The 13,188-nt window shown below is 72.9% G+C and carries 12 protein-coding genes; 2 read left to right on the forward strand and 10 right to left on the reverse strand.

Features of this window, described 5'->3' with window-relative positions:
• The first annotated feature begins 46 nt into the window (after positions 1 to 46).
• Entirely contained in the window at positions 47 to 943 is an 897-nt protein-coding gene (locus DI272_RS33930; RefSeq protein WP_109499004.1) for a RimK family alpha-L-glutamate ligase, read from the forward strand.
• 12 nt (positions 944 to 955) lie between these two features.
• On the opposite strand, the gene DI272_RS33935 is transcribed toward DI272_RS33930, so the two are convergent.
• From DI272_RS33935 to DI272_RS33980, 10 genes are all read right to left on the reverse strand, one after another.
• The gene (locus tag DI272_RS33935; protein WP_375138084.1) at positions 956 to 1,546 is read right to left on the reverse strand and encodes a hypothetical protein; all 591 of its coding nucleotides are present in this window, start codon (positions 1,544 to 1,546) and stop codon (positions 956 to 958) included.
• Entirely contained in the window at positions 1,503 to 2,333 is an 831-nt protein-coding gene (locus DI272_RS33940; protein ID WP_109499006.1) for an FkbM family methyltransferase, read from the reverse strand. Before DI272_RS33940 ends, DI272_RS33935 begins: the two co-directional genes overlap by 44 nt.
• Positions 2,330 to 2,629: a Trm112 family protein gene (locus tag DI272_RS33945; protein WP_258314769.1), complete on the reverse strand. Its 300-nt coding sequence runs from the start codon at positions 2,627 to 2,629 to the stop codon at positions 2,330 to 2,332. Before DI272_RS33945 ends, DI272_RS33940 begins: the two co-directional genes overlap by 4 nt.
• Positions 2,626 to 3,537: a hypothetical protein gene (locus DI272_RS33950; RefSeq protein WP_109499007.1), complete on the reverse strand. Its 912-nt coding sequence runs from the start codon at positions 3,535 to 3,537 to the stop codon at positions 2,626 to 2,628. The genes DI272_RS33945 and DI272_RS33950 overlap by 4 nt, the downstream gene beginning before the upstream one ends.
• A 24-nt stretch (positions 3,538 to 3,561) precedes the next feature.
• Positions 3,562 to 4,287, reverse strand: a complete 726-nt coding sequence (locus DI272_RS33955) for a class I SAM-dependent methyltransferase (protein ID WP_109499008.1) — start codon at positions 4,285 to 4,287, stop codon at positions 3,562 to 3,564.
• Positions 4,284 to 5,618, reverse strand: coding sequence for a condensation protein (locus DI272_RS33960; protein WP_109499009.1), 1,335 nt, complete (start codon positions 5,616 to 5,618; stop codon positions 4,284 to 4,286). Before DI272_RS33960 ends, DI272_RS33955 begins: the two co-directional genes overlap by 4 nt.
• Positions 5,615 to 9,799, reverse strand: coding sequence for an alpha-(1->3)-arabinofuranosyltransferase family protein (locus tag DI272_RS33965; protein WP_109499010.1), 4,185 nt, complete (start codon positions 9,797 to 9,799; stop codon positions 5,615 to 5,617). Before DI272_RS33965 ends, DI272_RS33960 begins: the two co-directional genes overlap by 4 nt.
• The gene (locus DI272_RS33970) at positions 9,796 to 10,536 is read right to left on the reverse strand and encodes a bifunctional 2-polyprenyl-6-hydroxyphenol methylase/3-demethylubiquinol 3-O-methyltransferase UbiG (RefSeq protein WP_109499011.1); all 741 of its coding nucleotides are present in this window, start codon (positions 10,534 to 10,536) and stop codon (positions 9,796 to 9,798) included. Before DI272_RS33970 ends, DI272_RS33965 begins: the two co-directional genes overlap by 4 nt.
• Positions 10,533 to 11,684 carry a glycosyltransferase family 4 protein gene (locus DI272_RS33975; RefSeq protein ID WP_109499012.1) on the reverse strand — a complete coding sequence of 384 codons (1,152 nt, stop codon included), beginning with the start codon at positions 11,682 to 11,684 and terminating at the stop codon, positions 10,533 to 10,535. The genes DI272_RS33970 and DI272_RS33975 overlap by 4 nt, the downstream gene beginning before the upstream one ends.
• A 199-nt stretch (positions 11,685 to 11,883) precedes the next feature.
• The gene (locus DI272_RS33980; RefSeq protein WP_109499013.1) at positions 11,884 to 12,861 is read right to left on the reverse strand and encodes a DUF3068 domain-containing protein; all 978 of its coding nucleotides are present in this window, start codon (positions 12,859 to 12,861) and stop codon (positions 11,884 to 11,886) included.
• A 174-nt stretch (positions 12,862 to 13,035) separates the two neighbouring features.
• Between DI272_RS33980 and DI272_RS44720 the strand changes: the two genes are divergently transcribed.
• Positions 13,036 to 13,188 carry a hypothetical protein gene (locus tag DI272_RS44720; protein WP_169807999.1) on the forward strand — a complete coding sequence of 51 codons (153 nt, stop codon included), beginning with the start codon at positions 13,036 to 13,038 and terminating at the stop codon, positions 13,186 to 13,188.

Raw genomic sequence — 13,188 nt, forward strand, 5'->3', positions numbered from 1 at the left:
TTAACCTGCGCGTGGTCCGCGTGCCGTACGAGAAGGGACCCCGTCCGTGCCCCGCATCGCCCTCGCCACCTATGACCCCCGGCCGGAGCCCTCCCGTGACCGCGACCTGCCCGTGCTGGAGGCGGCGCTGCGGGCCGCCGGGGCCGACGCCCGGGCCGTATGCTGGGACGACACCGAGGTCGACTGGGGCGGCTACGACCTGGTCCTCATCCGGTCCACCTGGGACTACAGCTGGCGGGCCGCCGAGTTCACGGCCTGGACCGAGCGGGTCGGCAAGGTGACCCGGCTCGCCAACCCCGCCGACGTGGTGCGCTGGAGCGGCGACAAGCGGTACCTCGGCGAGCTGGCCGCGGCCGGCGTGCCGACCGTGCCCACGTCGTATCTCGCGCCGGGGGACGCCGTCGTGCTGCCCGACGGTCACGAGTACGTGGTGAAGCCGACCTCCGGGGCGGGCGCCCGTTATGCCGCGCGGTACACGGCCGAGCAGCACGACACGGCCGTAGGGCATCTGGAGCGGATGCACGCGGAGGGTTTCACCGCGATGATCCAGCCGTACATGCGGGGCATCGACACCGGCGGGGAGCGGGCGTTGCAGTTCTTCGGCGGGCGGCTGCTGCACGCCAGCCGGAAGCGGGCCGTCCTCGCGCCCGGCACGGCCTTCGACGCGGACAAGGTCGCCCACCCGGGCCTGGAGCCGTGGACGGCGACACCGGCCGAGCTGGACGTCGCCGAGCGCGCCCTGGCCGCCGTACCGGACGCCCCCGAGCTGCTGTACGCGCGCGTGGACCTGGTCGACGGGGACGACGGGGAGCCGGTGGTGATGGAGCTGGAGCTCGTCGAGCCGAACCTCTTCCTCTTCCTGCACCCGGAGTCCGTGCCGAGGGTGGTGGAGGCGGTGCTGGCGGCGGCCGAGGGGCCGTACGCACCCCCCGGCCGCCGTTAGCGGCCGGGGCGCTCAGCGCACCGCCACCCGCTGCAACAGGCCCCAGGTGAACTCCGCCGCGCACTCCCGGCGTACGCCCGCCGCGTCCGGCACCGTGAACGCCAGCCCCCACCTCGTCGGGGCCGTGCCCTCCAGGGGGCGGGCCGGGGCGAACGCCCGGGCCGCCTCGTCGACCGTGCACGACCAGGGCGTGAGGTCGTCCAGCGTGCGCAGGGCCGGGCCCGGCGCCCCCGGCGCCCGCACCAGCCACTCGTTCCACACCGCCGTCCCCGTCGGCGCCAGCAGCACCTCGAAGCGCAGGTCGGGCCAGAGCGGCAGCGGCCACAGCCAGGCCTCGCACACCATGTCGCCGACCGTGCGGGTGAGCACCGTCCCGGGGGTGCCGAGGACCGAGCGGTAGCGGGACGCGGCGGACCGGGCGCGGGGGGAGTGGAGCATGGTCTGCCAGCGTCTGTTCGCCTCGCGCATCTCCGCCGGGGAGACACCGAGGTCACGGCGGGCGTCCTCGACGAGGTCCGGGTTGTGGTCGGCCATGCGGCGCAGCAGGACCAGCTGGAAGTCAACGGGGCCGAAGGGGCTGGCGGCGGGCTTTGCGGAGGGCATGCGTCCCATGGTCGCCGACGCCGTCGCCCGGACGGCGGCCGTCCGGGAGGAACAGGACCGAGTTCACGTACCGCGGACCCCGGAACGGCAGCACGCGCCGCAGCAGACCGCGGGAGACGACGTACGCGGCACCCTCCTGGTGGGCCTCCAGCGGGAAGGAGCGGAGCGGCACCCAGGTGTCGCCCGGCAGCACCCAGCCCTCGTAGTCCAGCAGCGCCAGATACGTCACCACCGGGCCGATCGGCTGGATGCGGGACTCCAGCTCGACGAAGAGCGCCGGACGGTCGCGGGCCAGGATGCCGGTCGCGCCGCGCAGCACCGCCAGCTCGCTGCCGTCCACGTCGACCTTCATGAACCCGACGTCCTTCAGGCCGAGTTCGTCGAGGGTGACACAGCCGACCGGCAGCGCCCGCCCGTGGATGTCCCGGCGGACCAGCGACGACACCCCGCGCGCACCCGTGTCGTCCGGGGGCAGCCAGAGCCGGGCGGTGCCGGGGCGTTCGGCCGCGGCGGCCTGGACGACCCGGACGTTGGGCGGGGCGGTCGCGGCGAGCAGCCGGGCCAGCCGCGGCACCGGCTCCACGGTCACCACCCGGCGGGCCCGCCCCGCCAGCCGGCGCGTCCACGGCCCGTACCAGCCGCCGACGTCCACGGCCGTACCGCACCCGTCCGGGCACAGCTCGGGCAGCCGGGCCAGCTCCGGCTCGAAGCGCGGATAGACGGCCCGGGCGAGGGCCGCCACCAGCCGGTCGGGCAGCAGCGGGGCGATGCGCGCGGCGAGCGTCATGGTGTCGTCCGTGTCGTCCGTGTCGTCCGTGTCGTCCGTGTCGTCCGTGTCGCCGGTGTCGACCGTGTCGCCGGTGCCATCCGCTTGAGCAGCTCCTCGTGCTCGTCGTCCGACACCTGCTCCCCGGACGCGGGCAGCAACTGCGGGATGCCGTCGACGATCGGGTAGCGGCGGCGCAGCCGCGGGTTGTAGAGGACCTCGTCCGGGGCCGCCGGGCCGTCCGGCAGGACCAGGTGCAGCGGGCCCTTGTCGAGGGGGCACGCCAGGATCTGGAGCAGTGGGTCGTCGGGGTTCATGGGGGTGTCAACTCCTTGGCTCCGATGGGGGGTTGAGGGTTCGGTTGCTGGTCGTGCCTGGGCATGGACAGCAGGACGGCGACGGCGAGGACCGTGCCCGCGAGGCGCAGCGCGAGCCGCAGCGGGTCGTGCGGCAGCGTCTCGCCGAACGACAGCGTGCCGAGCACCGCCGTGAACAGGCAGGTCACCGTCGTGCACACCGGCACGATCAGCGAGGCCCGGCAGCGCTGCAGCGCCGCCTGCGACATCACGAGCCCGAACGCGCCGGTGAACAGCAGGAGATACGGGTACGGGGAGCGCAGCACGTCGACGACGGCCGCCCCGAGCCCACTCGATGTCAGCCGGGTGGACACCCCCTTGATGGCCAGCGAGCTCACCCCGTAGAGGAGGCCCACCGCCACGCCGTACTCGACGCCGGTGGTCGGCAGCCGGTGCCGGTGCCGGGACCGCCGCTCCGCCGCCCCGTACAGCCATACCCCGGCCGCCAGCGACGGCACGCACACCAGCAGGATCAACGGGTACGGGGCCGCCTGGCTCACGGAGTCCGCGCTCTCGTCCAGCGACAGCACCACCATCAGCAGCGCAGCGAGGATCGCCCCGAGCGCGTACCGCTCCCGCCCGGTCGTCTCCTCGCCCAGCAGCCGCGCCGACAGCAGCACCAGCAGCACCAGGCCGGAGACGAAGATGCCCTGCGCGGCGGCGATCGGCAGCGTCCGGTAGACGACGAGCTGCGCCCCGAACCCGGCGGCCAGCGCCAGCGACCCGCCGATCCACAGCGGACTGCCGAGCACCAGCCGCAGCAGCCGGGCGGGCTGCCGGATCGACACCTCCGGCAGGGAGCTCAACGCCCGTTTCTCCAGGACGAAACCGATGCTGTACAGGCTGTTCGCCAGCAGGGCCGCCGCCACTCCCCACCACATGGTCCACGCCCCCTAGGTCTTCCGCGCGTGCAACAACAGGATCGAAGCCAGGGACGGTCTGTGGCACGCCAGCCGGTCCAGCGGCCGCAACGGCCGCGGCACCCCGTGGAAGGGGGCTCCTTCCAGGCGTACGACGGTGAAGCCGGCCGCGGCGACGAACTCCCGCAGCGCGCGGGCCGTGTAGAGCCGCAGGTGCCCCACCACCTCCCGCCCCGGACGCCCGTGGACGGCGCGCAGGCTGACCTCGGAGAACACCGGCTGGACCCCGGCGAGCAGCAGCGCCCGGTTGTACCAGGCCGCCAAGTTCGGTGTGGACAGCATGAGATGGCCTCCGGGGCGCAGCACGCGACGGATCTCGTCCAGCGCCGAGTCCGGGTCGACGAGGTGCTCGATCACCTCGCTGAACAGCACGGCATCGATGGACTCGGTGCCGAACGGCAGCCCGCCGCCGGTGAGTTCGCCGCGGACGGCGTGCGGCAGCCGGGTGCGGGCGCGGCGCAGGGCGTCCTGGGACCAGTCGACGCCGACGAGACGGTGGCCGGGGAGGAGGGGCGCGGCGGTGGCGGCGGCTGTTCCGTCGCCGCAGCCGATGTCCAGGATCGTCCGTGCCGGTTCGCTCAGTGCCGCCGCCAGCATGCGGGCCTGGCGGAGGCTGCGGGGGGTGCCGGAGGCGACCGGGACGGCGGGGTCCTCGTAGAAGTCGCGCAGGTCGCGGGGCTCGGCCGGGGCGGTGGTCATGACTGCTCCACGTCCGTGGTGTGCAAGTAGTGCTCGAACAGATCGCGCAGATGGGCGCCGTCGCCGTGGCTGAGCAGGGAACGCGACCAGCGCAGGGCGAGGTGCAGCCGGCCGGCCGTGGACGCGGTGGTGACGGTGAGGCCGCGGGGCATCCGGGCCGGCGCCGAGAACCACACCGCGTGCGCGCGGCCCGCCTCCTCGCCGAAGTCCAGGGGGTACGGGATGCGGCCGATGTTGCTGAGGAGGGTCGTCGACGTCCAGGGCGCGGCGGCCCGGCGCAGACCTCGGGTGAGTGCCGCGCGCCAGGCCACGGGGGTGACGGGCGCGGTCAGGAGGGCGGCGCCGTGGCCGAGTTGGGGGCGGGGGAGGGACTTGAGGGCACGGGTGCGGGTCGCTGTGCGGGCGAGCAGGGGCTGGATGTCGGGTTCCTTCAACTCGTCCGGGGAGAACGGGACTTCGACGAGGCGGGTGCCGTTGCCGATGGGCATCGTGAGATCCCGGGGGCGGTCGTCGACCGGCATCGTGATGCGCAGCGGGCGGGGGTGGGCGCCGTGTTCCCTGTTCCAGTGGGCGATCGTCAGGGCCGTGGTGACCATGAGCTGGTCGTTCACGGTGTAGGGGGCGCCCTTGGGGCGGTGGGGGAGGGCAAGTTCGGTGACGAGCATGCCGTTGCCGGGGGAGGGCTCGGGGGTGCCGGGGGCCACTCGGGCGGGGGGTGACCAGTTGGAAGGGGCCGGTGTCCCGTCGCGGGGGGCCTCCGCGGTGCGGGTGGGTGGTGCGGTGGGGGAGTTGTCCTTGCCGCCGTAGATCTCGGCCGCCGTGGCGAGGACGCGGAGGCAGGCGGGGCCGTCGAGGGCGGTGTGGTTGATGGTGAGGAACAGAACGGTTCCCTTCGAGCCGACCGGCCGCCGTCCCGGGCGGAGCTGCGGGGACAGGCCGACGGCGTCCGTGGCCTCGCTGCCCTCCACTTGGCCCACCCGTTCCACCACCTCCAACCGCACCGGCGGTGAATCCGTCAGCGGCGGGGCCGTGGTCAGCGCACGCGTCCGCGCGTCCCGCAGCGCGTCCCGCCCCGGCGCCGGGAACGACACCACCTCCACGTCCGGCCGCTCGGTCAGTTCCCACGCGTACCGGCGCCGGTACCACCGCCCCCGCGCCTCCCGCATCAGGATGCGCGGGTGGCGCAGCAGGGCCTCGTGGAACGCCTTGCGCAGGCCCGCCGGGTCCAGGCGGCCCGGGAGGTGGACCTCGATGTGGACGGTCTCCGGCTCCTCCTCCTGGAGGCAGTGCCGGGCGACCTCGTCCACGACCGGGAACGGAATGGTCCTCACGCCTTCTCTCCCCCTTCGGCCCCTGGCACCCTGGGCAGCACCTGCGTCGGCGCCTCCGACTCGCCGACGGCCCCGTCGTCGTCCGGAACGCGTGGTGCGCGGGTGCTCACCACCGCCGCGAACAACCCGATCAGCGCCAGCAGTTGGGCCGCCCGCCCGAACGCCCCCGCACCCGACGCGACCGGCTCACCGGCCCCCGTGGCCGCCGCGATCCCGGCCCCCGCGAGGGCGACGAACGCGATCGGGACGAGCCACTCGTGCCGCCGGTACGCCAGCAGCGCGAGCGCCGGGACCAGCAGGGCGAACCATCCGGCGATCACCACACCCACCAGCGTGAGCGCGACCGTGCCCAGCCACAGCCCCGGCGGCGCGGCCGGCGGCTGCGGCTCGTCGGGGTTGGGGGAGCGCCGCCGCCACAGGGCGAGGCCCAGCAGGACCAGCAGCGCCACACCGCTGCCGATCAGGGCGCCGTCGTAGGTCACCGCCGGCTCGTACGACAGCTTGACCACGCCGCCCGCACCGGCCGGTATCCGCCAGCCCTGCTGCCAGCCGTCGAGCCGTACCGGCGAGAGTTCCCTGCCGTTCAGCGTGGCCTTCCAGCCGTCGTTGTAGTTCTCGTACGTCGTCAGATAGGTGGCCGCGCCCGAGCCGACCGTCACCTCGCGGCGGTCGCCGAGCCAGTCCCGTGTCCTCAGGTCACGGCCCGCCGGGGTGGGCTCGGTGACCGTGCCGCGGGTCAGGGTGACGTCGGTGAGGGCCAGGGGGCCCGCGTCACCGCCCTCGACCCGGTGCGCACCGGCCGACAGCTCCAACTCGGCGTCCGTGCGCCCCTCCTGGCAGAGCGTCACCGACACCGGTCGGCGCTCCCGCAGGTCCGCGACCGTGCCCCGCACGCTCGTCCGGTACAGCTCGCCGTCCACCGACACCACCGGTCCCTCGCCGCACGGCAGGGAGAACGTGCGGGTGTCGCGCGGCTGGGGTGTGCGGTACTGGTCGAGGGAGGGGATGTAGGCCTCGGTCAGACCCACCGGGAGGCGCAGGTTCTCGTCGACGACCGGGTTGTAGAGGGTGACCGGGGCCGTGTCGGTGATCGTGATGTCGAGGCGGTCGGTGGTGATCGCCGGGAAGCGCACCCAGCCGTTCTCGTCGACGCCGGCGGTGGTCGAGCCGTCGGGGGAGCTGACGGCGACCTGGGTGGGACGGGTGGCGAGGCCTCCGGCCGGGGCCAGGACCAGCTCACTGACCGGCTGCTTCCCGTTCCAGCTGAGGTGGATGGTGGGGCGGTCGCCCGCGATCCACGCCGTGGTCAGGTCGCCGTCGGTGAGGTTGCGGGCCGACAGGCCGGTGCCCAGGGCGGCCGTGGAGTCTGCGGTGGCGACGATGCGGTTGTCCTGGTCGGGCGCGACCTCGTACAGCAGCCGGTCGAGTTCCGGACCCGGCACGGTGGTCGCGCTCGCCTTCACCTGGTAGGTGCCCGCCGCCGCCGTGGAGAAGCGGCGGTGCAGGCCGGCCTCGGTGCCGTCGGCCGCGCGGTGCAGGGAGACCAGCTCGGCGGCGGCGTCGGTGTCGGCGGCGTCGGTGGGGAGCCGCAGAAGCCGGGTGACCTGGACGTCCGGCAGATCGATCTCGGAGAAGCCCGCGCCCAGCAGCCCGGAGCGGCGTTCCACCGAGTCGAGGATCGTCAGCTTCATCCAACTCGTCGGCCCGCTCGGCGCCTTGACCGACTGCGTCATGCCGTCGGGGCGCAGGAAACTGGTCCGGGCCCCCTTCTCCGTCTCCACCCGCACCTCGGTCGGCGCCGCCCGCACGCTCTGCTGCGGCAGCGGCGTCACCTTGAACGACGCCGGCATGTCGTACTCGTCGTCGGAGAACCCGATCCGCAGCCACTGGCCGTCCGCAGAGCCCAGTGAGCCCTCCACCCAGACGGTGTCGGGGTTGCCGTCGAAGGCGTTGACGGGGTCGAACTGCGGCAGATGGAACAGCCAGTTGCCGTACGAGGACGCCGTCACCGAGCTCGCGCCGCGCAGTTGGGCCACCGTCTGGTGGTCGAGGCCCTTGGCCGGCAGGATCTGGTGCGGTTTCTCCCCGGCGTCCGCGGAGGCGTCGGGCGCGTTGCGCTCGCCGCTGGTGTACGTGTACGACGTGTTGTTGTCGACCAGGCCGAACCGGGTGTCGGCGCGGCGCAGACCGTCGCCGGTGATCTGGAGCTGCGGGGTGCCGAGGCCGGGGTGGTTGTCGCCGGTCAGCACGGTCGCCCGGCCGCGCAGCTCGGACGCGAGCGGCAGCAGCGCCTCGGGGCCGCCGGAGACGACGGCGGTGTCCGCGACCGGCAGCAGTCCGGCGTGGCCGGGGTTCTGGGTGCCGTCGGGCGGCATGTAGATCTCCACCGCCCGCTGCCGCGGGTACAGCCCCTCGACCGCGAGCGGCGCGTCGTGCACGATCCGGCCGCCGGTCATGATCGGCCCATAGCCGATGACCCGCTTGTACCCGGACTGCTCCAGGGTCCGCTTGACCGTCGTCGTCGGCACATAGCCGATCTGGTCGGGGTCGAGGTCGTTGCGGACGACGACGTAACGGATGCCCGAGCGGGCCAGGAAGTCGGCCAGTCCCGGGACTTCGCCGCCGCTCGTCAGCGCCTGCTCCACGGCGTCCATGGCCCGCCGGTTGCCGGCCGTGCCGAAGGGGACGTAGTCCCGCTGCGCCCAGCGGGACTTGGCGACCACATCCAGCGGCTGGTCGATGGTCGAGCCCCAGGTGTAGATGCCGTGCGCGGTCGCCGGCACGACCAGGGCGCGGGCGTCCGGGGAGAACTTCTCCAGCCAGGTCGCCGTCGACTTCCAGTACCTGGGGATCTCCTGGAAGGAACCCGGGTTCAGGATCGACCCGTTGAGGTACGGCCACATGAGCCCCGGCAGGATCAGCACCGCGGCGACCAGCGGCGCGAACCGCCGGCCGCGCACCGGCCGCGCCCCGCGCGCCTCGACGGCCACCCCGACGAGATGGGCGAGCCCCAGCACCAGGGCCAGGGCAAGTCCCGTCTGGAACTTGTAGATGTTCCGGAAGGGCGCGAGCCCTCCGTTCAGCCAGTCCTGCACGACCCCGTGGAAGGGCGCCCCGAACCCGCCGCCGTACCCGGCGAGCAGGATCAGCGCCGCCACGATCACCGTCAGCGTCAGCCAGCGCCGCTCCGGCAGATCCCGCCGCGCCAGGCCCGCCAGCCCGAGCCCGGCGGCCAGCGCCGAGCAGACGATCACGATCACCGAGGACACGACCGTCCACCCGGCGGGCAGCCACGCCTCACCGAAGTGCAGATAGGCGACCCAGTTCCCGGCGCCACGCAGCGCCTCCGTCGCCGACATGGTCTCGGTGGTGGTCTGCGCGCTCTCGACGTACGGCAGGAAGTTCTCGCCGTAGACCCCGAGCAGCAGCAGCGGGATCCACCACCAGGCGGTCGCCAGGATCACGCCCGGCACCCACCAGGCGAGGAGCTTTCTCTGCCGCGGTCCCGGTGGCCGGGTCAGCAGATACAGGCCGACGGGCAGCAGGGAGGCCAGGGTGGCGGCCGCGTTCACCCCGCCCATGAACGGGATGACCAGCGCCGACCGTACGGCCGCGACCCGCGCGCTGTACCGCTCGTCCGTCAGCGGCAGCAGCACCCACGGCAGGAAGGCGCCGGGCAGCGCGGCGGCCGACGTCGACCCGATGACGATCGTGAAGACCGGCCAGAGCGCGTACGCGACGGCCGCGAGCAGCCGCGACCCGCCGCTGCCGATCCGTAGCCGCTCCGCCAGCCGCAGCGCGCCCCAGAAGGCGACCGACACGATCAGCGACAGCCACAGCCGCTCCGCCAGCCACACCGGCAGCCGTACCGCGTGGGCCAGCCAGTAGAACGGCAGCATCGGCCACAGATAACCGGCGTACTGGTCGGAGATCCCGCCGAAGGACCCCTGGTCCTGCCACAACTGCCCGAGATCGTCGAAGAACCGCCCCGGGTCGACGGTCACACCCAGCTTGGTGTCGAAGGTCTGCCGCCCCGGGTGCACCGCCAGCAACAGCACGAACACCACGGCCCAGAACCCCACCAGCCACCGACGTGACCGCGGGCCCTCCGGCGGGCCCGACATGCGCGCGGTGGAGGGGACGGCGGCCGGAGGAGGGGCCTGGACCGTGGACGTCGTCATGGTGGACACCGCCGGAGGATGAGGAGGAGGTTCCAGGTGGCCACCTCGCGGAGACCGGGCGCCTTCACCACGGTCTCGGCGAGGAACGGCCAGTAGCGGGAGCGCGCCGAGACGACCCGGACGTCGTCACGGGCGCGCACCTGCCGGAGGGTGGGGCCGATGTGCACGGCGAACAGGTTCTCGCCGAGGGTGTGCTTGGCGGCCCTGCCGGTACGGCGCCGGTAGCGGGCCCGCGCCCGCTCGGCGCCCAGGTAGTGCCAGGGCGCCCACTCGTGGCCGCCCCACGGGGACAGCCAGTTGGTGAACGACAGGTAGATCAGCCCGCCGGGCCGCGTCACCCGCACCAGCTCGCTGACGAAGGTCTGCGGATCGGCGACGTGCTCCAGGACGTTGGAGGAGAAGGTGACGTCCGCGACCCCGTCGTACAGCGGCAGCAGGTACCCGTCGGCGATCACGGCCCCGTCGGGCGGCTTGTCCCCGAGTTCCCGTACGTCGGGTTCGAAGAGGTAGGCGTGGGCGCCGCGCCGGCGGAACTCCTCGGTGAAGCACCCGCTGCCGCCGCCGACGTCGACGACGGTGCGTCCGGCGACGGGGCCGTCGTAGGCCTCGACCTGGTCGACGGAGTCGCGGGCGAGGAGGGAGTAGCAGGCTTCGGGGTCCTCCTGCTCGTGGCGGAAGGCGCGGAAGAGGGCCACCGATCTGCGGATGGACGGATCCTTGAGACTGGTGCCCGTCATGGCGTCCAGCCCCTCACCGCCTCGGCGGCAACCGCACGGAACTGTCTGACGGTCCGGTCCCAGCGGTAGCGTGCCGCGTGCTCCCGGGCGCTCTTGCCCATCAGCTCCCGGCGCTCCCCGGACAGTGCGAGCGTGCACCACGCGGCGGCGAACGAGGACTCACCCCGCGCCAGCACACCCGTCTCCCCGTCCACGACGGAGTCCCGGAGTCCGGGCACGTCGAAGGCGACCGTGGGCGTCTCCCGGGCGGCGGCCTCCGTGACGACCAGCCCCCAGCCCTCGACCGCGGACGGATGCATCAGCAGCCACGCCTCGCACAGCAGCCGGTGCTTCTCGGCCTCGGAGGCATGGCCCGCGAACTCGACGCCGGGACCCGCGAGTTGCTCCAGCCGCTCGCGTTCGGGCCCGTCACCGACGATGACAAGACGCCCTCCGGTCACGGGACGCACCCGCTCCCACAGCCGCAGCAGCAGATCGATCCGCTTGTACTCGACCAGCCGCCCGACGGCGACGAACAGCGGCTCCGGCGACCGGTCGGCCCGCGGCCCCGGCTCCTCGACCCCGTTGTGGACGACCCGGATACGCTCCCGCTCCACGCCGATCGCCCGCAGCGCGTGCGCGGTCGACGGCGACACGGCCACCAGCAGACTCCGGTGCTGCGCACCGGTCAGCGCCCAGTGTTCGAGTCTTCGGCCGAGCCGCGCGGCAGGCGCCATCGGCCCGCCGAACCGCATCTTCCACAGGTCGGTGTGGACGTGGTTGACCAGGCACAGCGTGGGACCGCGGTGCCACACGGGCGCGAAGTACGGCATCCCGTTGCAGACCTCGACCAGCAGATCGCAGTCGCCGACCTGGCGGGAGAAGGCGGAGCGGGCGCGCAGGAAGTGACCGAGCTCGCCGCCCGCGGAGACGACCCGGTAGTCGCGGTACGAGGCGGGACCCCCGCACAGCAGGGTGACCTGGTGGCCGAGCCGGGTGAGGCCGTCGGCGAGCCGGTCGACCAGGAGCTCGGAGCCCCCGGCGGCCGGGTTGCCCAGGTCGCGATGAGCGAGGAAAACGATCCGGCGCGGAGGTGGGGGGAGCGCCGGGGGGTGCTGCGACGCCTGCGGATGCGTGGCGCGCAACGACGAAGGCACGTGCTGGGGCATGCGTGCTCCAACTCGTCTCAGGGTGCGGAACTTGAAGCGTGGGGCGGTGCTTGGCGTTCCTGTGGGGGATGTGAACACTTCCTACGAGGAGGGTGTGGACGGGCTGTGTTCGGGTGGGGGTGGACAGTTTTCGCCCACCCGTTCCTCATGGCTACTCACCGGGGTGACAATTTCCGGGCTTGTCAGAGCTGACGTCACGTCACATCGTGAGCGCGGGATCGGGCGTATCGGAATTACCGGGATTCCGCCTCCCCCGCACCAACAAAACGGAACCGGCCACCACCAGGACGAACCCGCCCGCAGCCGCACCGATCGGCACCGTCACCCCGATCGCCTTCAGCTGACCGCTGTCCCGCTCGGCCTGCTGCACGGCGTCCTTCTGCGTCGCCGTCGTGAACGCGATCTTCCGGCTGTCCAGGAGCACCACCGCGTCCTTCTTCGACCCCGGCGCCCGCAGCGTGCGCTTCGGGCCGACCTGCGCGTAGATCACCCGGCCGGTGCGCTGGTCGACGACCAGCTCGATCAGGTGGTTGGAGTACCACTCCTCGGCCAGCACCTGCGGCTGGTTCTTCAGGCCGACGAGGCTGCCCGGCACCAGCCGGGTGCCGACCTTCGCCGGGGCGACCGTGCCGGTGAACCGGTAACCCGTGTACCCCTGGATCTTCTTCGTATCCCGGTAGGTCAACACGACCGTCGAACCCAGGGAGTTGTCCCACCACTGGTACGAGCGTTTCTGCACGTCGAAGGGGAACTTCAGATAGGCCTCGCCCTCGATGTACGGCTTCTCGCCGCAGCAGTGCACCGGCTTGGTGGTCGTGCGGTTCATCACCCAGCGGTGCGGGATGAACTCCAGCGCGTCGTGCGGATCGGCGGCCGGCAGCGACTTGTCGGTGTCGACCGTGGTCGTCACGTCCCAGACCGTGTCGCCGCTGCGCTCGCTGTCCTCGACGTTGCCGCGCACCCGCTGGGTGACGGTGATCCGCTGGTCGGGCACGGTCTCGACCTTGTCGGTGTCGAAGACGCGGCCGGTGCCCTTGTAGACGGCGGTCTGGTCGATGTCGATCGGATTGACGGCGGCCCGCGGGGTCACGTACCACGCCAGCAGGGGCGCCAGGACCAGCAGGAACGTGCCGAGTCCCAGCAGGATCAGGGAAAGTGGTGAGGCTGTACGGCGCATCCGGGCACTCCAGGGGCGTGAGGGTACGGAGTTCGGGCCGCTCTATGGGGCGGAGACCGTAGGGCTCCCTTGACGAGGTGTCAATGTCTTGCTGACACTGGGGCGGACAGGCAGGGTGGGACGCCGGGGTGGGGACGACCGCCGGTACAGAGCCATGGAAAGGCTGACCCTGCGATGTCCAGACTGCTCGCCGCCGCGCTGACCGTAGCGGCCGCCGCCGTGCTCGCCGTGGGTGCCGCGCTCGGCATCGTCGCCCTGCTCGACGCCACACCCGACCAGCCCAACACCCCATTGATCACGTACGAGCAAGCGGGCCAGGGGAGTTGA

The organism is Streptomyces sp. Act143 (genome assembly GCF_003143935.1).
GTDB lineage: Bacteria > Actinomycetota > Actinomycetes > Streptomycetales > Streptomycetaceae > Streptomyces.

What these genes read in the sequence shown, in the direction of transcription:
- DI272_RS33935 (WP_375138084.1), bottom strand. Translation starts at nt 1,546, where the DNA reads ATGCCCTCCGCAAAGCCCGCCGCCAGCCCCTTCGGCCCCGTTGACTTC.
- DI272_RS33940 (WP_109499006.1), bottom strand. Translation starts at nt 2,333, where the DNA reads ATGACGCTCGCCGCGCGCATCGCCCCGCTGCTGCCCGACCGGCTGGTG.
- DI272_RS33945 (WP_258314769.1), bottom strand. Translation starts at nt 2,629, where the DNA reads ATGAACCCCGACGACCCACTGCTCCAGATCCTGGCGTGCCCCCTCGAC.
- DI272_RS33955 (WP_109499008.1), bottom strand. Translation starts at nt 4,287, where the DNA reads ATGACCACCGCCCCGGCCGAGCCCCGCGACCTGCGCGACTTCTACGAG.
- DI272_RS33965 (WP_109499010.1), bottom strand. Translation starts at nt 9,799, where the DNA reads ATGACGACGTCCACGGTCCAGGCCCCTCCTCCGGCCGCCGTCCCCTCC.
- DI272_RS33970 (WP_109499011.1), bottom strand. Translation starts at nt 10,536, where the DNA reads ATGACGGGCACCAGTCTCAAGGATCCGTCCATCCGCAGATCGGTGGCC.
- DI272_RS33975 (WP_109499012.1), bottom strand. Translation starts at nt 11,684, where the DNA reads ATGCCCCAGCACGTGCCTTCGTCGTTGCGCGCCACGCATCCGCAGGCG.
- DI272_RS33980 (WP_109499013.1), bottom strand. Translation starts at nt 12,861, where the DNA reads ATGCGCCGTACAGCCTCACCACTTTCCCTGATCCTGCTGGGACTCGGC.
- DI272_RS44720 (WP_169807999.1), top strand. Translation starts at nt 13,036, where the DNA reads ATGTCCAGACTGCTCGCCGCCGCGCTGACCGTAGCGGCCGCCGCCGTG.